A 21,026-nucleotide genomic window follows, 5' to 3' on the forward strand; every position below is an offset into this window, starting at 1 on the left:
TGGGCAATGCAAAAAAAATGCTCAAGTCCTCATTTTTACATCGTGAGCATTGCCCACCTTACGGTTGAGAATAAATAGCGCAAGATATAAATCAAGCTTGGCGATATGCTCCTGGTTGCCCATCTTGGACAATGAAGGAAGCTAGGGTGCTGATAGAAGCATTGGGGTCAACAATGCTAGAAACTGCCCGATAATCACTTTGCCACTGTTTAGGAGTGACTTGACAACGAACGTAACCACGGAATGCACCATCGAAAAACTTGGTGTGGGGATTACTTCTCAAGGCGGCTTGCACTGGTGCAATGAATGATGTGGGGAAGTCTGAGGTGATGGAAGTACCAACAAACTCAGTCGCTACAGTTGGAGAAGCAAGATTATTAAAATCAAGTTTGATGTCGTGTACCCAACTGGAATGGATATCACCTGTAATGACTACAGGGTTAGAAGGTCGGCGATAGTTGAGATAGTTCACAATTCGATTACGTGCAGCTACATAACCATCCCATTGGTCTACATTGAATAATCCGATTTCTGGACGGGCATCAAAATCAAATTGAGCAAACATTGTCTGTTGAGCAATAATATTCCAACGGGCGCGAGATTGGTCTAAGCCGTTGAATAGCCAGCGTTCTTGTTGTGAACCTGTCATTGTGGCATTTTCATCAAAGGCTTGCACACACCGGGGTTTGAGTCCATCATTACAAGGTTGGTCGGTGCGATATTGACGAGTATCTAAAACGTGGAACTGAGCTAAGTTGCCATAACTCAAGCGCCGATAAAGTTGGAGGTTCGCACCATTGGGAAATGAAGACAACCGCAATGGCATGTGTTCATAGTAGGCTTTGTAAGCATTGGCGCGACGTTGAGCAAAGACTTCTGGGTTGACGTTATCTTCAGAAATTAAGTTGGCGTAGTTATTTTCTACTTCATGGTCATCCCAGGTGACTATCCAAGGAAAAGCTGCATGAACCGCTTGTAAATTTGGGTCGGTTTTATAAAGTGCGTGACGGTTACGGTAGTCTCTCAGAGTCATAATTTCTGGGCTATTATGCTGACGTGGCCCGCCTGTTTCTGGCCCGTACTCGTAAATGTAATCACCCAAATGTACAACTAAGTCAATATCTTCTGCGGCTAGATGGCGGTAGGCGGTGTAGAAGCCATTTTGCCAATCTTGACAAGACACAAAGGCGTAGTTTAGTTGTTGAAGAGAACTGTTGAATGCTGGTGCTGTGCGAGTCCGGCCGATGGGACTAAGTTCATTACTGACGCGGAACTGATACCAATACCAACGGTTAGGTTCTAAGCCTGAGACATCAACGTGTACTGAGTGGGCTAAATCTGCGATCGCTAAAGTTCTACCACGTCGGACAACTTTTCGCATATTCTCATCTAGGGCGACTTCCCAATGTACCACCACATTTCTTGGTGGCATTCCACCACCATTTAAGGGGTCTGGTGCTAACCTTGTCCATAACACCACTCTATCTGGTAAAGGGTCGCCAGACGCTACACCCAAGGTAAAGGGATAGCTAGAAAATCTGGATGTTGCTAATGCTGGTTCCCATTGGCTGGTTAATGCTAAACCTGTAAAAAATCCCGCACCCAATAAAACACTCCGCCTTCTATAACGATTTGATAAGAGGCGATCGCAATTGATAAAATCCATATCCACCCTTAATGAATTTGCCGTATAAATGCGATGAACTTATCAACCGACAATCAAGCACAGATTAAGAAAAAATTAAAAGTATGAAGTGTGAAGTCTGAAACTTTCATAGCATTCCCAAATCATTAGTGAACCCAAAGATCCCCGACTTCTTGAAGAAGTCGGGGATCTGAGCCTCTCGATTCTCATCAATCAAATAAGATTGCTATAGATTAATGCTCAACCAAAAGGAAGCACTTTTATTAGATGCGCTCAAAGCTTGTACAATCAAGCCTCACGCGCCGTTTTACACTCCTGGACATAAGCAGGGTCAAGGAATATCGCCAGTATTGGCTGATTTACTGGGTGAAAAGTTATTTCGGGCAGATTTAACCGAATTAGCTGAGTTAGATAGTTTGTCTTCTCCCCAAGGTGTAATTCAAGCCGCCCAAGCATTAGCAGCAGAGGCGTTTGGTGCTTCACAAACATGGTTTCTTGTCAATGGTTCTACCTGTGGCATTGAGGCAGCAATTCTCGCTACTTGCGGTATGGGCAATAAAATCATTTTGCCGCGTAATGTGCATTCTTCAGCGATCGCGGGTTTAATTCTTTCTGGGGCGATGCCAATTTTTATCAATCCCGAATATGACCCAGTTTTTGATATTGCCCACAGTATCACGCCCGCATCTGTGGCAACTGCCCTGAAACAACATCCCGATGCCAAAGCGGTGTTAATAGTGTATCCCACATATTACGGTGTTTGTGGAGATTTAGGTGCGATCGCCAACATCACCCATCAATATAATATTCCGTTGTTGGTAGATGAAGCCCACGGCGCACATTTCGCTTTTCATCCTGAATTACCTACCCCAGCTTTAGCCGCAGGTGCAGATTTAACTGTCCAGTCAATTCATAAAGTCCTTGGTGCAATGACACAAGCATCGATGCTGCATATTCAAGGAAAGAGAATTGATAGCGATCGCATTAGTAAAGCTCTGCAACTTGTCCAGTCTACCAGTCCGAGTTACATACTTTTAGCTTCGTTAGATGCCGCACGTCAACAAATGGCGTTGAATGGTGAACAACTCATGTCACAGACTTTGCAACTTGCAGATATAGCTAGAAATCAAATCAACCAAATTCCCGGTTTAGCAATTTTGTCGCCACAATTATCACCCGGTTTTCGGGAATTAGATAGAACTCGGTTAACAATTAACGTCAGTAATTTGGGTTTAACTGGGTTTGAAGCGGAGGAAATTTTAGATGAAAAGTTGGGTGTGACTGCGGAATTTGCTTCCTTACACAATTTGACTTTTGTTATTAGTTTGGGAAACACTGCCAATGATATTCAGCAATTAATTCAAGCTTGCCAAATTCTTGCCGAAAAGTATCACCGACACAGAGTTGTGATCAAGACTCCACTTGAGCAGAATTTTGCCGAGTATACTGTGCAGATATCACCCCGAACGGCGTTTTTTGCCACTCATGAAACTTTACCAATAGAACAAACAAGCGATCGCATTTGTGCCGAAATTGTCTGTCCCTATCCTCCCGGAATCCCCGTTTTAATGCCAGGAGAATTAATCACTCAAGCAGCCATATCATATCTACAACAAATTCAAGCAATGGGCGGGATAATCAGTGGATGTGCAGATCCAAGTTTACAAACTTTAAAAGTTGTTAAAAATTAGGGTGTTGCCACATTGTTGCACTCGCAATATAGCGGTTCTCGGTTGGATGAGGTAGATTTCAACCCCACCCCCAACCCCCTTTCAAGGGCAGGTTTTTAAACCTTCGATAAATAGTTGAGAATATTCTCAATTATGAAACGTAGTTTTAACTGTTCAGACAATAATTTTGGTTTTAAAAGCCCAAAAATTTGTCTAATAAAAAAAGCCTGCCCTTGAAAGCCCCCAACCCCTCCCCGCAAGCGGGGAGGGGAGCGTTTGCGTCAGCAAATGCGGGGTGGGGTTCCGACTGTATTACATACAAGCAAGTAAGAACCGCTATAACAGTCATAACAACCCCATAACCTGTAACCTGTAACCTCTAACTTATCCCCTCTTTTTGAAAAAACTGTAGCTACTGCGGATGATTTGGGAATACTCAACGAGAGTGGGTGTGAGGATCAGTAAGTGGTAGAAGAAAGGGCATATTGGTTAGCTTGGGGGCAAATTTCGGGAATTGGCCCAGTTTTATTGCAACGTTTAAAACAGCATTTTGGCAGTTTATCTACAGCTTGGGAAGCTAGTAAAGCTGAATTGGGGGAAGTTGAGGGTTTTGGTTTGCAAACTTTGGGCAAAGTAATTAAAATGCGATCGCAGTTACATCCAGAACAATTACTTACCCAACACCAACAAGAAAACCCGCATTTTTGGACACCAGCCGATGCAGAATATCCCCGCTTACTCCTAGAAACGCCCAGTCCGCCGCCTGTTTTGTACTATCGGGGTGAAGTTGATTTAGCTGAAAACTTCGGACAAAAACCGATGGTGGGAATTGTTGGTACTCGTCAACCTTCGGAGTATGGGATTCGTTGGACTCGCCAAATCAGCACAGCTTTGGCGAAAAATGGCTTTACTGTGGTTTCTGGGATGGCGGAGGGAATTGACACCGAAACCCACAGCGCCACCATCAAAGCTGGGGGACGCACACTCGCAGTTTTAGGAACGGGTGTAGATGTGATTTATCCCCACAAAAACCGAGATTTGTACCACCAGATTTTAGGCGCAGGTTTAGTGTTAAGCGAATATCCCGCCAAAACTCCACCTGACCGCACTCATTTTCCCCGACGCAATCGAATTATTGCTGGCTTGAGTCGGGCAATTTTGGTAATGGAAGCACCTTTAAAATCTGGTGCGTTAATTACTGCTACCTACGCCAACGATTTTGGCAGAGATATCTATGCACTACCCGGAAGATTAGATGATTATCCATCCCAAGGTTGTTTAAAGTTAATTTCCCAAGGTGCTTCCATAATTTTTCGAGAATTAGATGAACTATTAACTTTGTTGGGTGCTGTACCCAAGTTAGATACAGTCGCACCTTCCCAAACCACAGAACAGTTAAATTTGCCGAATTTATCACCGCAAATGCAACAGATAATTGATGCGATCGCTTACAATACTGTACCCTTTGATGCGATCGTCCAAACAACCGGCATTCCCGCCAGTTCTGTTTCTGGTTTGTTGTTACAACTCGAACTCATGGGTTTAGTTTCCCAACTCCCCGGAATGCGCTATCAAAAAAGTTAATACCAAATTGAAGAATGATTGCGACAAATGAATTGCCCAAAAGCTTACCAGTAAAGCCTATCTCAATCCAAAATCTAAAATCTAAAATCCAAAATGGTATAACTTTCCCGGAATGTTAGAGTTAGGACTTACGCATCAAAACGAAAAATCAAGGGTTTTGGCGAGGGTGTAGGGGTTCAGAGGTATAGGGGAGCCACTCGCGTGGGCGGGTTTCCCGACTTGAGCCAAGTGGCGTGTGTACTGATTCAAAATCCTTACACCCCAAACCCTTTCACCCTTACACCCAATCTCCACAGATAATCTTTGTGCGTAAGTCCTGAGAGTGTCAGAATTTTTCAATACTTAGTATTTCTTCTATGCAAGGCATTGCGTTAATTTATACCTAGCACCAAACAACTGAAGTCGTGGTTAAACAGTCAAACCCTTGGCTGTTTCTTGAGAATTAAGGGTTTACTTCCTCTCGATGCCATTCTTGATTTTCACCAAGCTGATAAATAGTTCTATTTTGTGGTTCGCCGCGCAACTCTAAATGATCAACTTCTACGGGATCAAGTAATAGCAAGCAAAAATTGACAACTGGTTGTAAAGGATCAGGGGCTGGTGGTGTAAACGCATCTGGGGTTGTGTCTCTAGGTTTACTGGGATGAGGCCAAGCAAATTGTAACCGCGCTGCATCGCTGAGGGCTTGCCAAGTAGCAAGTCTGGCTGATTGTAGTGCAGCATCATTACTATCTACTAAAGTTAAGCCGCCAGCAATGCGAAACTGTTCGCGGGTGTTGGGGAAATACCAGCAAGCTTCCGCCCAAGGTTGAGATTTTATTTGGTCAATTTTATCGCTACGGGTGTCAGTAATAAATTTTAGCTGATTGGTATCGTTGAGAAAGTCACGAAAGACTACAGTCCGATTAGCAGGACGATGATCTGCCCGGATTGTCGCCAGTTGTAGGTAACGAGAGTATATCAGACTACGGTTGCGATGTAGGGCGCGAGCGATCGCACTTCGCCAAGGAGCAAGGGACATTATGTAGTTTCGTTGCAATTGGTACAGCTACAGACTTAGCGCAAAGTGGGAAATTTTGCAATCTTTTATCCTCAACCTACTTGGCGTATAGTCGTAATCTGTTCAAAAGCAACAAGACTGGATTATGGTTCGAGAGCTTGAAAGAAAACGTCAGGGTGTTAAATTTCCCGAAACCGCGCCAGCAGCCAATCCTGTGTTTTTCAGGACTTACAGCCGCCGGACTGGGGTAGGGCTGAGAGAATCTTACGATGAAGTGTGCGATCGCACCATCCAAGGTTTAATCGAATTAGGTAAACTCAACCCAGAAGAAATCGCCCTCCTAGAAAAAAACCAACGCCAACTCAAAGCTTTACCTAGCGGCCGCTGGTTGTGGGTAGGCGGTACAGATTGGATAAACAAACCCAAGAACTTCTCCGGTGGGTATAACTGCACGTCCACCAATCTCCAAGACTGGAAAGCCTTCGGGTTGATGATGGACTTGGCTATGATGGGCTGCGGTACAGGAGCCATCATCGAACCACAGTATATTAATCAACTGCCTTCTATCCGCAATCGCCTTCATGTCACAGTACAAGGCGAAATCGGCAGCACTCCGAAAAACTTACGTCGTGAATTTACACAAACCGATATAGAAGGCAACCGCGTTACCATTCATGTCGGCGATAGCCGCGAAGGTTGGGTTGCATCTTATCAAACTCTGTTGGAACTCTCCACGGATGAAAGATTTACAGATGATGTAGAAGTATGTGTTGATATCAGTGATGTCCGTCAAGCCGGAGAAACCCTCAACGGTTTTGGCGGTGTTGCCAATCCGGTAAAATTGCCTGGATTGTATCAACGTTGTGCTGACATTTTAAATAAAGCTTTAGGCAGACAATTAAATTCTGTAGAGTGCTGCTTATTAATCGATGAAGCAGCAGTAACAATTGTTGCCGGAAACATTAGGCGCTCAGCTGGGATGCGTCAGTTTACTGCTGACGATGAACTAGGGGCAAATGCCAAAGATAATCTCTGGCAACAAGATGAAAACGGTAACTGGCGCATTGATCCTGAGCGTGATTCTCTACGTATGGCGAATCATACCCGTGTATTTCACCGCAAACCAACCTTAGAAGAATCGATCGCAGCTGTTCAAAAACAATATTACAGTGGCGAAGGTGCAATTCAATGGGCTGGTGAAGCTGTTGCGAGAGCTAACATTGATTTGCTTGCTACCCAAGCATTGAAAAAAGAGTTCTTGCAAGCTTACGACCAAGGAACAGCTAAAGACTGGTTGCAACAAAAATATCCTTATATTAATGCGGATGAATTAGAACATCGTTTAGCTCGCTTTGGTTTAAACCCGTGTGGTAAGTAATTTTGCCTCACGTTAAACACCGGGGAAAATCGGTGAACCCTGCGATTGGGAATACCGAGGTAATCAAAGGAATTAAAAAACCTTAGACACTGTACAGACTAGAGAGTGAAACTTTTTAAGCTATAAATAATCAGAAATTTACGTAGTTTAAAAAGAATATAATCTGGGTTATGCCCACGTTAGAAATAACGGCTCCACGAGTCTCCGGCTACTAAATATTAGTAGAAAATATAGTCGGATCTACGAGGAATCAAGAACTCGTAGAACTAGAGGATAAAGAGCCTCTGGGTTAACAAAATGGAAATTATTGGTAGCAACTTCCACTGTAATCTTTCAGAGATTCATCTCAATCAAATTGACCCATTTAATTACAAAGAACAAGAGGAAGCTTTCACGGCTGGGGCGTTATCTGTAGCGACACTTCTCAACCATAAATTCTTAGAACCGCGCTATCAATATAGTCGGGAATTAGACCCAATTGTTGGAGTTTCTTTTACCGGCTTATTTGATTTCTTTGTTCATGCTTTTGGTGTAGACTGGTTGCGCTGGTGGGCAGAAGGTAGACCAGCTACTCCCCAAGGGTTAGCATTTAAACACCAAGAAGAAAAATATCTCAGCTTTTGGAGAGAAGTAGTACACAAAGCAGTGTGGGATTATTGCGATCGCCATCACATCAAACGCCCTAATCGCTGTACTACAGTCCAACCCAGTGGCACTAAAGCTCTATTATCTGGTGCGAGTTCTGGATGGCACCCACCTAAAGCTCAAAGATTTATTCGCCGCATCACTTTCCGCAAAAATGACCCCGTAGCCTTAGCCTGTATTGACTATGGTTATAATGTCATTCCCTCCCAATCAGACAAAGACGAACAAGGTAACTTATTAAACGACCCCTTCGATCCCCGCGTCAGCGAATGGTTGGTAGAAATTCCCGTTGCTGTACCTTGGGCTGATTTACCCGGTGCTGATCAAATTGATGTTTCTAGATTCCCCGTCTTAGCCCAATTTGATTTTGTCATGCAAGTGCAGCGCCATTACGTCACCCACAACACATCCGCTACCCTAGAACTCCGCGCTGATGAAGTGGAACCCTTGGGAACACGCATTTACGAAGCCATCCAAAATGATGAAGGCTATATCTCCGCCGCCCTGTTAGCACGATTTGACGATTTACAATCATTCCCCCGCTTGCCATTTGAACCCATAGACAAAGCCACCTATGAGCGTTTATCTCAAGAAGTGTTAGCGCGACGCAAAACCGATGACTTCTGTGCTGTTCTCAGCCGCTACGACTCTGGCGAGTTAATGGAAGCAGGCCCTAGTGGTTGTGATTCTGATAAGTGTATGTTTCCAGATCAACAACCAACTTCGTAATTAAGGAGTGGGGAGTGGCCGGAATTTCCCTACTCCCTATTCCCTACTCCCTACTCCCTACCTCTACGTTACGATTGATGAAGAAGTAATAATTTTTTATGGCATTGCCAGGAGAATTTTAATGTTTCTTGACGAATTGTCACCAATATTTAAAGAATTAACACAGCACCCAGTCTCTTTTCTCGGTGGTTTCTTTTCCGGTGTACTCAGACTGAACCTTAAGGATGATCCTGTCAAAAGCTGGCTAGATCAACAAAGAGGCGTAACTAGCCACTCCCAATCTCCAACCGAAGCCAACAATGGCAAAGCTACAGGGCCGCAAACAATTTCTATTGAATAAATTTGCTGCTAATTTCCAATTAAATTCACCACTTTGTGCCTGCAACTCCCAACTCGTAGCTAGAGGAAAGTTGCAGGTTAATTTTTGGTTTCTTAGAGTAATGTAAAGATTAATTAATAGAATGTATAAAATCCGACTTTGATCCAGTACAAAAAACTTGCAAAATCGGTAAAGACATCAGTTAATCTTAACACAAGCAATTTTTATCCAAAAAAAATATAAGTTCGGCTTATTTTATGTTATTTGGGATTGTAATGTCCCATACTTTGAAAAATGTCACAATCAGTTATCATTATGAGCGTAAGCGTAAGTTCAGCCGCATGGACAGTTTAGTTGAAGTCACGCTAGCACTATGATTGCTGCGCCACAACGTTCGCCATCAATGAAAATAAATCATAAGCCACGACACAAAATTTGTAGTTTGTTGATCTCTGTTTTCTCGCTGAACTAACCTCTGTTTGTTGACAATTACGTGATCCCACATGACTATTTACGTTGGAAATCTCTCATACCGCGCTACTGAAGCAGATTTAAGAGCAGTATTTGCAGACTATGGCGAGGTCAAAAGAGTTGTCTTGCCTACTGATCGAGAAACCGGGCGGATGCGAGGTTTTGCTTTCGTTGAAATGGAAGAAGACGCTCAAGAAGACGCTGCCATTGCTGAGTTAGATGGTGCTGAATGGATGGGTCGGCAACTCAGAGTCAACAAAGCAAAACCGCGAGAAGACAACCCAAGAGATGATGGAAGACGAGGTGGTTGGGCGAAAAAACAAGAAATCTAAAACTAGGCGGGAGACAATAGTAACAAATTGGTTTGCAGTAATGCAAGAATTTGACTAACAGCAATTGCAAAACTAAAAGTCAGCAAATTAAATATTTGGGTTTGAGATGTGGATGCTGATGACCTAGTTACAAATTGTTGTAATTATTCAACCGTCACACAAAACTTTACCCGACTGTTGTGAGTTAAAAACCAAGTCTCAGCAGCAGTCGGTTTTTTACGGTTCAGGTAAGTCTGGGAGTGATATTACTAACGTTGGTAGCTAGAGAAAACTTGGCGTAACGTAGTTTAACATGACTGAGCCGCTTTAAGTAAATTTACCTTGTTTAGTCTTGGTCGGGGCAAGCACTTCAACTGCCAACGAGACTTTTCTACCTTGAGACATTCACCCAAAATTGAGCCATTTCTTTAGTTTGTCTAAAGCCAAGTCAAGGTTATCAAATTACCTTTCTAAGATAGAAGCAGCAGCTATGAGTTGCTACCCATGACTTTACCCACCCAACTATTAACCAGTCGCTAGGGAGAATGCCAAAATGGCTAAAGCGCCAGAATCTCTAGAGTTGCCAGTCAACGATCATACAGATAAAAGCTTAGATCGTGATTGTACAACCTTATCTCGTCATGTTCTTCAGCAACTGCAAAGCTTTTCTCCTGATGCCCAGGATTTAAGTGCATTGATGAATCGCATTGCCCTTGCGGGTAAGTTAATTGCCCGTCACCTCAGCCGTGCAGGTTTAATGGAAGGCGTTCTGGGATTTACCGGGGATGTGAATGTCCAAGGTGAATCTGTGAAAAAAATGGATGTTTACGCCAACGATGTGTTTATCTCGGTGTTTAAGCAAAGTGGCTTAGTTTGTCGCCTAGCTTCCGAGGAAATGGACGACCCCTATTACATCCCAGAAAACTGCCCTGTCGGTCGTTATACCTTGTTGTATGACCCAATAGATGGTTCTTCTAACACAGATACTAACCTCAGCTTGGGTTCCATTTTTGCGATTCGCCAACAAGAAGGAGACGACGCTGATGGTTTAGCCACCGATTTACTGACCAATGGACGCAAGCAAATTGCTGCTGGCTACATACTATATGGGCCAAGCACTATGCTGGTTTATAGTATAGGTAGAGGGGTGCATTCATTTACTCTCGATCCCAGCCTGGGAGAGTTTATCCTCACCGAAGAAAATATTCGCATTCCTGATAATGGCTCTGTTTACAGTGTGAATGAAGGAAATTTTTGGCAGTGGGAAGAGTCAATTAGAGAATATGTCCGCTATGTTCATCGGACAGAGGGTTACTCGGCTCGCTATAGTGGCGCGATGGTAAGTGATATCCATCGAATCTTAGTTCAAGGTGGTGTATTTCTCTACCCAGGTACAATTCAAAAACCAGAAGGCAAATTACGCTTACTGTATGAATCGGCACCTCTGGCTTTTTTGATTGAGCAAGCAGGTGGTCGTGCCACTACGGGATTAGTAGACATTCTAGACGTAGTGCCGAAAAAATTACACCAACGCACACCTCTAATTATTGGTAGTAAAGAGTCGGTAGCAAAAGTGGAGTCTTTTATTCAAAACGGTCACTAGTATTAGAAGTTAAAAGTCAAAAGTCAAAAGTCAAAAGTAAAGTTTATTTACTGATAACTGTTGACCATTGACCATTCATTTTTAACTGTTTCTTACTGTGAAGTTATTTTTGTCGTGATTTGCTAGTGTCTGCTTGGGGATGAGGAAGAGAAAATCTCGCTACTAAAAACAGAAGTAGGGATTATTTCAGCTGGTCGATGCGATAAGTGATTGGCAAAGCCAAAATGCAAAAGTCACCATCATTTCGGATGGATTGCCAAGTTCACTTGGAGACATCATTAAACGGAGGGAACTACAGCGATGGCCACCAATCATCTACAGGAGATTCAAGAATACGGTCAAAGTATCTGGATAGATAATTTGACGCGGGACATTATTCAATCAGGGGAATTGAAAAATCTGGTAGCAAATCAAGGAATCTCCGGAATCACCTCAAACCCAGCGATTTTTGAAAAAGCGATCGCCAATAACGCAATTTATGATGCGGACATAGAAGCAGGTGTTCGCGCTCAATTACCAACCTATAAAATTTACGAATCTTTAGTTTTTGCAGATATCCGTAACGCTGCTGATATTCTGCGACCTGTATATGAAGCCTCGAATGGAGTTGATGGTTATGTGAGTATCGAAGTACCGCCAACCATTGCTCATGATACCCAAGCCACCGTTAACGAAGCCCGTCGTTATTTTCAAGAAATTGGCCGGGAAAATATCATGATTAAAATTCCCGGTACAGAATCAGGTTTACCAGCCGTAGAACAGGTAATAGCCGACGGGATCAACGTCAATATTACTTTGTTATTTTCTGTACAAAGCTATATCAATACAGCTTGGGCATATATTCGGGGCTTAGAAAAACTTGTAGCTGAGGATAAAGACATTAGCAAAATTGCTTCTGTTGCCAGCTTTTTCCTCAGTCGCATTGATAGTAACATTGACGCAAAAATCGATGCAAAATTGCACCGTGGCGTTGATGATATTAACCAAGAAGCCAAACTCAGCGCCGTAAAAGGCAAAGTAGCGATCGCTAATGCCAAGATAGCTTATCAAGAATACAAAAAAATTATTGAAAGCGATCGCTGGCAAGCCCTTGCAGCCAAAGGAGCAAAAGTACAACGGTTACTTTGGGCTAGTACCAGCACCAAAGACCCGCACTACAGCGACGTGATGTATGTTGATGAGTTAATTGGCCGCGATACCGTTAACACCTTACCACCCTCGACAATAGCAGCTTGTGTTGACCACTGCGATGTAGGCGATCGCTTGGAAACCAAACTTAAAGAAGCTTATCAACTCATCGAAAGCTTGAAAGATCCAGACATCAACATCGATATCAATACCGTAATGGATGAACTGTTAGTTGAAGGTATTGATAAATTCGTTCAACCTTTCCAGTCCTTGATGAACTCTTTAGAAAACAAAGTCAAGCTATTGTCACCTGTGTAGGAAGTCTGAAGTAGGAAGTTTGAAGTCTGAAATTTCATACTTCATAATTCATACTTCATACTTCATCCCATTCCAAATCTCAACTCCAAGATCGAAAAATTGTTATGGTCAGTCTGCTAGAAAATCCCTTGCGCGTTGGCCTACAACAGCAAGGGATGCCCGAACCCCAAATTATAGTTATCTTTGGCGCTTCTGGTGATCTTACCTGGCGCAAACTAGTTCCAGCATTATACAAACTCCGGCGGGAACGGCGAGTGCCACCAGAAATCACTATTGTTGGTGTAGCCCGTCGGGAATGGAGCCACGAATACTTCCGTGAACAAATGCGTAAAGGCATGGAAGAAGCACACGGTGGTGTTGAACTAGAAGAACTTTGGCAAGACTTTTCTCAGGGTTTATTCTATTGTCCTGGTGATATAGATAACCCAGAAAGTTACCAAAAACTTAAAACCTTATTAAACGAATTAGACGAGAAACGCGGCACACGCGGGAATCGGATGTTCTACCTCTCCGTCGCTCCCAACTTCTTCCCCGAAGCCATCAAGCAACTAGGAGAAGGTGGAATGCTGGATAATCCAGAGAAACACCGCCTCGTAATTGAAAAACCCTTTGGTCGAGACTTGGCTTCTGCCCAAAGCCTCAACGTTGTTGTCCAGAAATATTGTAAAGAAAACCAAGTCTATCGCATTGACCACTACTTAGGTAAAGAAACCGTTCAAAACCTACTAGTCTTCCGCTTCGCCAATGCGATTTTTGAACCACTGTGGAACCGTCAATTTGTTGACCACGTACAAATCACTGTTGCTGAAACCGTAGGTGTAGAAGACCGGGCTGGTTACTATGAAAAAGCCGGCGCACTCCGCGATATGTTGCAAAACCACTTAATGCAACTGTATTGCTTAACAGCAATGGAAGCACCCAACTCAATGGATGCTAACAGTATTCGGACAGAAAAAGTTAAAGTACTCCAAGCTACCCGTCTAGCCGATATCCACAACTTGTCCCGTTCTGCCATCCGTGGTCAATACAGCGCCGGTTGGATGAAAGGACAGCCAGTACCAGGGTATCACCAAGAACCAGGAGTTGACCCCAACTCTGGTACACCCACTTATGTAGCCATGAAATTCATGGTGGATAACTGGCGTTGGCAAGGTGTACCCTTCTACCTGCGGACTGGCAAAAGAATGCCGAAAAAAGTCAGCGAAATTTCCATCCATTTCCGTGAAGTGCCTTCACGGATGTTCCAGTCCGCCGCCCAACAAAGAAACGCCAACGTCCTGGCAATGCGGATTCAACCCAACGAAGGCATTTCCTTGCGTTTTGATGTGAAAATGCCAGGAGCAGAATTCCGCACTCGTTCCGTAGATATGGACTTTAGCTACGGTTCCTTTGGGATTTCCGGCACTTCCGATGCCTACGATCGCCTCTTCTTAGATTGTATGATGGGCGACCAAACATTATTCACCAGGGCGGATGAAGTGGAAGCAGCTTGGCAAATAGTTACTCCTGCCCTTTCCGTTTGGGATGCGCCCTCAGACCCAGCCACCATTCCTAAGTACGAAGCAGGTACCTGGGAACCCGCAGAAGCCGAATTTTTGATTAACCAAGACGGCCGTCGCTGGCGCAGACTGTAAAATTTTAGATTTTAGATTTTAGATTTTAGATTAGGGACTAAATAAATAGCGAATAGGTAATAGATAAAAGTAAAAACCATTTCTTGCTAATTCTGTTTAGTAGTTCTTAATCAAAAATCTTAAATCGTCAATCCAAAATCCAAAATCCAAAATCCAAAATTACTATGACCCAAGCTCCTACCATTTTTTCACTCCAAGCCCCCAAAGACATTTCGCTCAACGAAATCGAAGCGGAATTAAATCAAATTTGGCAAAGTTACGGCATCACCGGTGAAGATGGCGCACTACCCGCAGCCACTCGTGCCACAACTTTTACCTTAGTAGTTTACGAACCAGAAGAAACCCAATATCTGTTGGCATCTCTGGGATTTTATAACGGCCCCATTGATGGGATTTTAGGGCCACAAACTGACATCGCCCTGCGGTTAGCGCAACAAAAATATCAACTGCCCGAAACCGGCACCACTACACCAGAAACTTTAGCCAAACTACGGGAAGAATACAGCAAACGTCAAGGTAATGGAATCGTTACAGACAATGGTAACGGTTCTTATAACGTCAGTGTCACCAGCCCCAGAATTGCTGATGAAATTGCTTTGCGTAACCCCTGCCGGATCATTGCCCTCTGCCCGATCGCCGGCGAAGATGAAGGTGTAAAAGCTCAAGTTTCGGCTTACTGCCCAATTCAAAAGCAATCTTCCAGCACTTTGGTTTGTTGCGAATACATCACCCTCTCCGGTACCACCTCAGCTTTAGAAAGAATTGGTGGGATGATTCCTGCATTACTCATCGGTGGTTTACCCAAGTTTTTGTGGTGGAAAGCTACTCCCGACCCCAACAACCCCTTATTTAAGCGACTAGCCGCAGTTTGCAACAACGTTATAGTTGATTCCTGCAACTTTAACGAGCCAGAACATGACTTACTCAGCTTACAAGAATTGGTTGAAACCAACGTACCTTTAGCTGACCTGAACTGGCGACGGATCTCAGCATGGCAAGAGTTAACAGCAGAAGCTTACGACCCACCCCACCGTCGTGCCGCATTAAAAGATATTGACCGCGTAATGCTGGATTATGAAAAAGGCAACTCTGCCCAAGCACTATTGTTTTTGGGTTGGCTGGCTAGTCGTCTAGAATGGATGCCAATTTCCTGCCAAAAACAAAGCGATGACTATGATATTCTGCGGATTCGCTTTGTCGCACAAGACCAAAAACAAATAGAAGCCGAATTAGCCGGAGTTCCCGTTGCTGATGTAGGCGAAATTCCCGGAGACTTAATTGCATTACGTCTCAGTTCCACCAATCCCAAAGCCGACTGTAGCACCTTAATTTGTACAGAAACCGGCGGTTGTATGCGGATGGAAACCCACGGCGGCGCTCAAACTTCTGGTTTAGTCCAACAAGTTAGCTCACTTTCCGAACAAAAAGCCGAAGTACTGCTGAGTCAGCAAGTACAACGCTGGGGACGTGAGAACCTGTTTGAAGATAGCTTAGGAGTGATCTCCCAAATCCTGAAATTAGCAGTGAAGAATTAAGTCATCCTGAAAATAAGGAAGATTTCAGTAGTTTTCATCTCAGCTTGTGCCAATTAAGTTAACCCCGGTTTTTTCACAAAATCGGGGTTTTTGAATTTCATCTGGTTGAGATTAATTCTAAAAACCACTGCGCTCAGATAGAATTTTTCATTGAAATAAATTCTACAAATCTAGCCTTGCTCTCCTCTGAATTTTACTGCGAATAAATAAAAAATACCGATTATTGCTAATTTACATAAGATATTGTCTGCAAAAAAATATGAGTAATTTCTTTCACTTTTGATTGTGGCTTTAGTCAATTGAGGCTGGGTTTAGGGGTGAAAACGTATAGGGCTTCGCCGTGAGCGTCAGCCGAACGGTGTAAGGACTTTGAATGAGTACACCCATTAACCCATGTCACCAACCTTGATAAAACCTGGCAACTTGCTTTACTAGAATTTGACCACCGTAAATACTGGTGTTAAAAATGATGAATTATTTTTGGTGCATTTTGCCATTATGACTAAGGTTCAAAGATTAGCACACAAGATGTTGCAGTGCCAGGAAGAGTCAGTGAGGTTTTCTGTAACACTCTTACCTACAGACCACTCCCGCCTAGAGAAACTAGCGCAATTGATGGGATACACAAAAAGCGCCTTTTGCAGTGAACTGATTGCGGCGGCGTTGGATGATATGGAAGAGGTAATTGATACTCCTGACTCTCACATTGATAAATTTCTCCCCTCGGCTGAAGAATATGCTGAAGCTTTTACCACTATTGAAGCCAGCCTTACACCGGGACACCGAGCGATGTTGGTGGCTCATTATCATTTTCCTAACCGGACTACGACAACTTCGGAATTAGCCAAAGCAGCTAGTTATGACCATTACGGGGCTGTGAATTTGCAATATGCTAGGCTTGGCTATTTGCTGGCAAAACATTTAAATTGTGTGTTGCCGACTCACTCTGATGGTTCGCCATTTCCGACTGCTATTTTAGTTGAGTGGAGTTTTGAGGATGTTTGGTACTGCACATTGCATCCACAAGTGGCTGAAGCATTAGAAATTGTGGGTTTAGTAGGTTGGCAAAGATAAATCTGCTTGATTTGTGAGAATTTGAATATTTACTATTATTTTTGCTTGGTAAATAACTGAGGAGTGTTATCACAAATCAAATATGTTTTTATCTCTGCACCTTGGAAATCGCACTCGCAGCAATGATGTTTGCAATCAATAAAAAAATCCCCCAGTGGTGGCAGCCTCTGGGGGAATTAGTTATCAGGGTGCATCTACCAATTAATTGTTCTGTTGACGGCTGGCTCTAACCGGATAAAACTTTTCTGATTCTGGAATTACGCAAAAAAAATCCCCCAGTTGGTGAAAACCAGCTAGGGGAATTAGTTATCAGGGTGCATCTACCAATTAATTGTTCTATTGACGGCTGGCTCTAACCGGATAAAACTTTTCTGATTCTGGAATTATGCAAAAAAAATCCCCCAGCTGGTGAAAACCAGCTAGGGGAATTAGTTATCAGGGTGCATCTACCAATTAATTGTTCTATTGACGACTGGCTCTAACCGGATAAAACTTTTCTGATTCTGGAATTACGCAAAAAAAATCCCCCAGTTGGTGAAAACCAGCTAGGGGAGTTAGTTATCAGGGTGCATCTACCAATTAATTGTTCTATTGACGGCTGGCTCTAACCGGATAAAATTTCCAAAAAAAACCCCCAGCCATGTTAAATAGCCAGGGGAGTTGAAGATCAAGGTGCATCTACCAATAAACTGTTCTCGGTAGATACTAATTAATCCGGATAAAGTTATGACTCTTAGTTAGTAGTAGAACTTAACAGGTGATAACAAGGCTAAAGAGATTGTTTCACAAGGGATAGAGCCTGAAACCACGTTGAAAAAATTCCTTACTAAAACTACAATTGATCGGCGAATTAGCTATTTATACATAGCTTCTTGTTATGTAATTGGCTGTGGGACTGATACTTTCACAGTGGATTTTTTGCGAAAAATCAATTTGTCTTCGGCTTTGTCAATGAGGATGGTATCACCGCCAATGAAGGTATTTTCTAATATCTTTGTAGCGATGGGGTTTTCGACTTCTCGGCGAATTGCTCGTTTTAAGGGACGTGCGCCATAAACAGGGTCGTAGCCCATTTCTACTAAGTAATCACAAGCTTCCTGGGTGATTTCAAAGGAGATTTTTTGCTCTTTCAACAAGTTCTCAACGCGCTTGAGTTGAATGCGGATGATGTGGCGCATTTCGGAACGGCTGAGGGTGTGGAAGAGAATGGTATCATCTACACGGTTGAGAAATTCGGGGCGGAAGTGCGATCGCAGTGCATCTGTTACCCTCTCCCGCATCATGTCATATTTAGAATCATCACCAGACACATCTAAAATGTGTTCGCTACCAATGTTACTGGTCATAACAATTACGGTATTACGAAAATCTACTGTTCTGCCTTGAGAATCAGTAATTCTCCCATCATCAAGTACTTGCAACAGAATATTAAACACATCTGGATGGGCTTTTTCCACTTCATCCAACAACACAACTGAGTAAGGATGGCGGCGCACAGCCTCGGAAAGTTGACCGCCTTCTTCGTAACCCACATACCCAGGAGGCGCACCAACTAACCGCGCTACCGAGTGTTTTTCCATATACTCGGACATATCCAGGCGTACTAAAGCATCCTCAGAATCAAAGAGAAACTGCGCTAAAGCACGGGCGAGTTCTGTTTTACCTACGCCAGTCGGCCCCATGAATAAAAACGAACCGATGGGGCGGCTGGGGTCTTTCATCCCGGCGCGGGCGAGACGAATGGCTGCGGCTACGGCTTCGACGGCTTCATGTTGACCAATTACCCGTTCGTGTAAATGGCTTTCGAGTTGCAGTAGTTTTTGCCGTTCGGACTCTAGCAGACGGTTGACGGGGATACCTGTCCATTTAGCGACGATTTCAGCAATGTCGGCTTCGGTGACTTGTTCGCGCAACAAAGTCGAACCTTGGCTTTGGAGTTCTAACAGTTTGGTTTCTTTAGCTTCGCGATCGCGCTGCACACCCTCTAATTTGCCATACTTTAATTGAGCAGCTTTATTCAAATCGTAAGCCCGTTCTGCCTGATCAATTTGTACGCGCAATGCTTCTTCTTCTTTCTTTAAAACACTAATAGCTTCTAATAACTGCTTTTCACCTTGCCATTGTTCGTTAAATTCTTGCTGTTTTACCTTTAAGGTGTCAATTTCCTGTTCAATGCGCTGCAAGCGTTCCCGCGTTTGAGTAGGAACTTTTTCTTCGCCAGCCAGTGACAGTTTTTCCATTTCTAACTGCATCAAGCGGCGGTCGATGGTTTCCAATTCTGAGGGTTTGGAGGTAATCTCCATTTTCAACTGTGCCGCCGCTTCATCTACTAAGTCAATGGCTTTGTCGGGTAGGAAGCGGTCAGAAATATATCTGGCTGACAAAGTAGCCGCCGCCACTAGGGCTGAGTCGGAAATTTTGACGTTGTGGTGGACTTCGTAGCGTTCTTTCAAACCCCGCAAAATCGAGATAGTATTTTCTACGTTAGGCTGATCGACAAACACTTGTTGAAAACGGCGTTCTAAGGCTGCGTCTTTTTCAATGTATTTGCGATATTCATCTAAGGTTGTCGCGCCTATACACCGCAGTTCACCCCGCGCCAGCATCGGTTTGAGTAAATTCCCTGCATCCATCGCCCCTTGTTGGTTGGAACCAGTACCAACAACGGTGTGCAGTTCATCAATAAACAGGACAATTTGTCCATTAGATTCAATAACTTCCTTGAGGACGGCTTTCAGGCGGTCTTCAAATTCACCCCGATATTTTGCCCCAGCAATTAAACTCCCAATATCTAAAGAAATTAATTGCCGATTTTTGAGCGATTCTGGGACATCACCGTTGATTATACGTTGTGCCAAGGCTTCTGCGATCGCAGTTTTCCCGACACCCGGTTCACCAATTAAAACAGGGTTATTTTTACTCCGGCGTGACAATACCTGAATCACACGGCGAATTTCATCATCCCGCCCGATAACTGGGTCGAGTTTTCCGGCTTTGGCTTGTTCTGTTAAGTCCCTACCAAATTTTTGCAATGCTTCGTAGCGAGACTCTGGATTTTGGTCTGTCACTTTTTGGCTACCGCGTACAGCTTTAATTGCCGCTTCTAGAGTACCACTATCCGCATTAAAACCTTTAAGTATCCGCCGCCCAATACGTTCATCTTCTGCAAAACCTAAGAGAATATGTTCTACAGAAATGTAGGTATCTTTCATTTTGACTCTAGCTTCCTCGGCGCGGTCAAGCAGCACATCTAAAGTGCGACCGAGGTAAAGTTGGTCATTATTGGCAACTTTGGGCTGACGTTGAGTATATGCTTCGAGTTGCTGTTGTAAACGGATGGGGTCGATTTCCGCCCGTGCTAAAATGCGAATCGCTAAACTAGTGGGTTCTTCTAAAAGGGCAATAATTAAATGTTCAACGTCTAATTGTTGTTGTTTATAAGCACGAACTATATCCTGAGATTTAACAATTGCTTCCCAGGCCTTATCTGTAAATTTATTGGGATCTGTAGGCTGCATCGTTACGAAGTTGAATTGCGGATTTTATTTAAGAAATTGGAGTTGGGAAAAGGTAGAGGACTTATGATGAGATGCGATCGCTGCATCCCCTGTTAGTAGCGTAGGATGAAATAGAGCGATAAGCTAGGGGCGAGGAATAATCAATAATAAAGGATTTATAACCACGAAACTTGCCACCCACAAGAATAAACATTTACACTTCATACTTCACACACTTCACACTTTTACCGTATTCTCTCCCCAAATCATCATCCAAGCACTATTGACTTTAAATCCGCGTGTATCTGTGGTTGCAAGTTTAGCGTAATTTATTTTCGGGAATGCTTTGGGGGTATAGGGGTCAGGACTTCCGCACAAAGTTTGTCTATGAAGAATGGGTGTAAGGGTTTTGAATACCGGGGAAGTCAAAAGTAAAAAACCTTTTGACTTTTAACTTTTGACTTGATTCTGCCCCTTACACCCTA

General features: G+C 43.5%; 13 protein-coding genes and 2 pseudogenes. 11 read left to right on the top strand and 4 right to left on the bottom strand.

Annotation, left to right across the window (positions count from 1 at the left end; genetic code table 11):
- Positions 1-91: 91 nt before the first annotated feature.
- Positions 92-1,666, bottom strand: a complete 1,575-nt coding sequence (locus tag H6G79_RS01180; RefSeq protein WP_190588012.1) for an alkaline phosphatase — start codon at positions 1,664-1,666, stop codon at positions 92-94.
- Positions 1,667-1,881: 215 nt separating this feature from the next.
- Between H6G79_RS01180 and H6G79_RS01185 the strand changes: the two genes are divergently transcribed.
- Both H6G79_RS01185 and dprA read left to right on the top strand, forming a co-directional pair.
- Positions 1,882-3,336: an aminotransferase class I/II-fold pyridoxal phosphate-dependent enzyme gene (locus H6G79_RS01185; protein ID WP_190588013.1), complete on the top strand. Its 1,455-nt coding sequence runs from the start codon at positions 1,882-1,884 to the stop codon at positions 3,334-3,336.
- Positions 3,337-3,780: 444 nt separating this feature from the next.
- On the top strand, positions 3,781-4,899 hold the full coding sequence (dprA, locus tag H6G79_RS01190) for a DNA-processing protein DprA (RefSeq protein WP_190588014.1): 1,119 nt from the start codon (positions 3,781-3,783) through the stop codon (positions 4,897-4,899).
- Between the two features lie 442 nt (positions 4,900-5,341).
- Here dprA and H6G79_RS01195 read toward each other — a convergent pair whose 3' ends face one another.
- Positions 5,342-5,920: an Npun_F5749 family FMN-dependent PPOX-type flavoprotein gene (locus H6G79_RS01195; RefSeq protein WP_190588015.1), complete on the bottom strand. Its 579-nt coding sequence runs from the start codon at positions 5,918-5,920 to the stop codon at positions 5,342-5,344.
- Between the two features lie 124 nt (positions 5,921-6,044).
- On the opposite strand from H6G79_RS01195, the pseudogene nrdJ (H6G79_RS01200) reads away from it, so the two are divergent.
- The 9 genes and pseudogenes from nrdJ (H6G79_RS01200) to H6G79_RS01240 form a co-directional block, all read left to right on the top strand.
- Positions 6,045-7,274 (top strand): annotated as a pseudogene (gene nrdJ / locus H6G79_RS01200) (ribonucleoside-triphosphate reductase, adenosylcobalamin-dependent); the annotation flags it as partial.
- Between the two features lie 303 nt (positions 7,275-7,577).
- Positions 7,578-8,651: pseudogene (nrdJ, locus tag H6G79_RS01205) on the top strand (ribonucleoside-triphosphate reductase, adenosylcobalamin-dependent); the annotation flags it as partial.
- 121 nt (positions 8,652-8,772) lie between these two features.
- On the top strand, positions 8,773-8,991 hold the full coding sequence (locus H6G79_RS01210) for a hypothetical protein (RefSeq protein ID WP_190588016.1): 219 nt from the start codon (positions 8,773-8,775) through the stop codon (positions 8,989-8,991).
- Positions 8,992-9,473: 482 nt separating this feature from the next.
- Positions 9,474-9,773: an RNA-binding protein gene (locus H6G79_RS01215; protein WP_190588017.1), complete on the top strand. Its 300-nt coding sequence runs from the start codon at positions 9,474-9,476 to the stop codon at positions 9,771-9,773.
- Positions 9,774-10,305: 532 nt separating this feature from the next.
- Positions 10,306-11,355, top strand: coding sequence for a class 1 fructose-bisphosphatase (gene fbp, locus H6G79_RS01220; protein ID WP_190588018.1), 1,050 nt, complete (start codon positions 10,306-10,308; stop codon positions 11,353-11,355).
- Positions 11,356-11,655: 300 nt separating this feature from the next.
- Positions 11,656-12,801, top strand: a complete 1,146-nt coding sequence (gene tal, locus H6G79_RS01225) for a transaldolase (RefSeq protein ID WP_190588019.1) — start codon at positions 11,656-11,658, stop codon at positions 12,799-12,801.
- Between the two features lie 104 nt (positions 12,802-12,905).
- Positions 12,906-14,435, top strand: coding sequence for a glucose-6-phosphate dehydrogenase (zwf, locus tag H6G79_RS01230; RefSeq protein WP_190588020.1), 1,530 nt, complete (start codon positions 12,906-12,908; stop codon positions 14,433-14,435).
- Positions 14,436-14,599: 164 nt separating this feature from the next.
- Entirely contained in the window at positions 14,600-15,970 is a 1,371-nt protein-coding gene (gene opcA / locus H6G79_RS01235) for a glucose-6-phosphate dehydrogenase assembly protein OpcA (protein ID WP_190588021.1), read from the top strand.
- Positions 15,971-16,408: 438 nt separating this feature from the next.
- Positions 16,409-17,044 (top strand): hypothetical protein, encoded by a 636-nt coding sequence (locus H6G79_RS01240; RefSeq protein WP_242048158.1) that lies wholly within the window; start codon positions 16,409-16,411, stop codon positions 17,042-17,044.
- A gap of 875 nt (positions 17,045-17,919) precedes the next feature.
- Here the strand turns inward: H6G79_RS01240 and clpB are convergent.
- Positions 17,920-20,562, bottom strand: a complete 2,643-nt coding sequence (gene clpB, locus H6G79_RS01245) for an ATP-dependent chaperone ClpB (protein WP_190588022.1) — start codon at positions 20,560-20,562, stop codon at positions 17,920-17,922.
- A 61-nt stretch (positions 20,563-20,623) separates the two neighbouring features.
- A complete protein-coding gene (locus H6G79_RS37220) occupies positions 20,624-20,755 on the bottom strand; it encodes a hypothetical protein (protein WP_277877193.1) in 132 nt (43 codons plus the stop codon).
- Positions 20,756-21,026: the final 271 nt, after the last annotated feature.

It is taken from the genome of Anabaena sp. FACHB-83, assembly GCF_014697485.1.
Lineage (GTDB): Bacteria > Cyanobacteriota > Cyanobacteriia > Cyanobacteriales > Nostocaceae > Nostoc_B.

Excerpts from the sequence above, each read along its gene's own strand:
- H6G79_RS37220 (WP_277877193.1), bottom strand. The coding sequence starts at position 20,755 with ATGTTTATTCTTGTGGGTGGCAAGTTTCGTGGTTATAAATCCTTTATT.
- H6G79_RS01195 (WP_190588015.1), bottom strand. The coding sequence starts at position 5,920 with ATGTCCCTTGCTCCTTGGCGAAGTGCGATCGCTCGCGCCCTACATCGC.
- H6G79_RS01180 (WP_190588012.1), bottom strand. The coding sequence starts at position 1,666 with ATGGATTTTATCAATTGCGATCGCCTCTTATCAAATCGTTATAGAAGG.
- clpB (WP_190588022.1), bottom strand. The coding sequence starts at position 20,562 with ATGCAGCCTACAGATCCCAATAAATTTACAGATAAGGCCTGGGAAGCA.
- opcA (WP_190588021.1), top strand. The coding sequence starts at position 14,600 with ATGACCCAAGCTCCTACCATTTTTTCACTCCAAGCCCCCAAAGACATT.
- H6G79_RS01210 (WP_190588016.1), top strand. The coding sequence starts at position 8,773 with ATGTTTCTTGACGAATTGTCACCAATATTTAAAGAATTAACACAGCAC.
- tal (WP_190588019.1), top strand. The coding sequence starts at position 11,656 with ATGGCCACCAATCATCTACAGGAGATTCAAGAATACGGTCAAAGTATC.
- zwf (WP_190588020.1), top strand. The coding sequence starts at position 12,906 with ATGGTCAGTCTGCTAGAAAATCCCTTGCGCGTTGGCCTACAACAGCAA.
- H6G79_RS01215 (WP_190588017.1), top strand. The coding sequence starts at position 9,474 with ATGACTATTTACGTTGGAAATCTCTCATACCGCGCTACTGAAGCAGAT.
- fbp (WP_190588018.1), top strand. The coding sequence starts at position 10,306 with ATGGCTAAAGCGCCAGAATCTCTAGAGTTGCCAGTCAACGATCATACA.
- H6G79_RS01185 (WP_190588013.1), top strand. The coding sequence starts at position 1,882 with ATGCTCAACCAAAAGGAAGCACTTTTATTAGATGCGCTCAAAGCTTGT.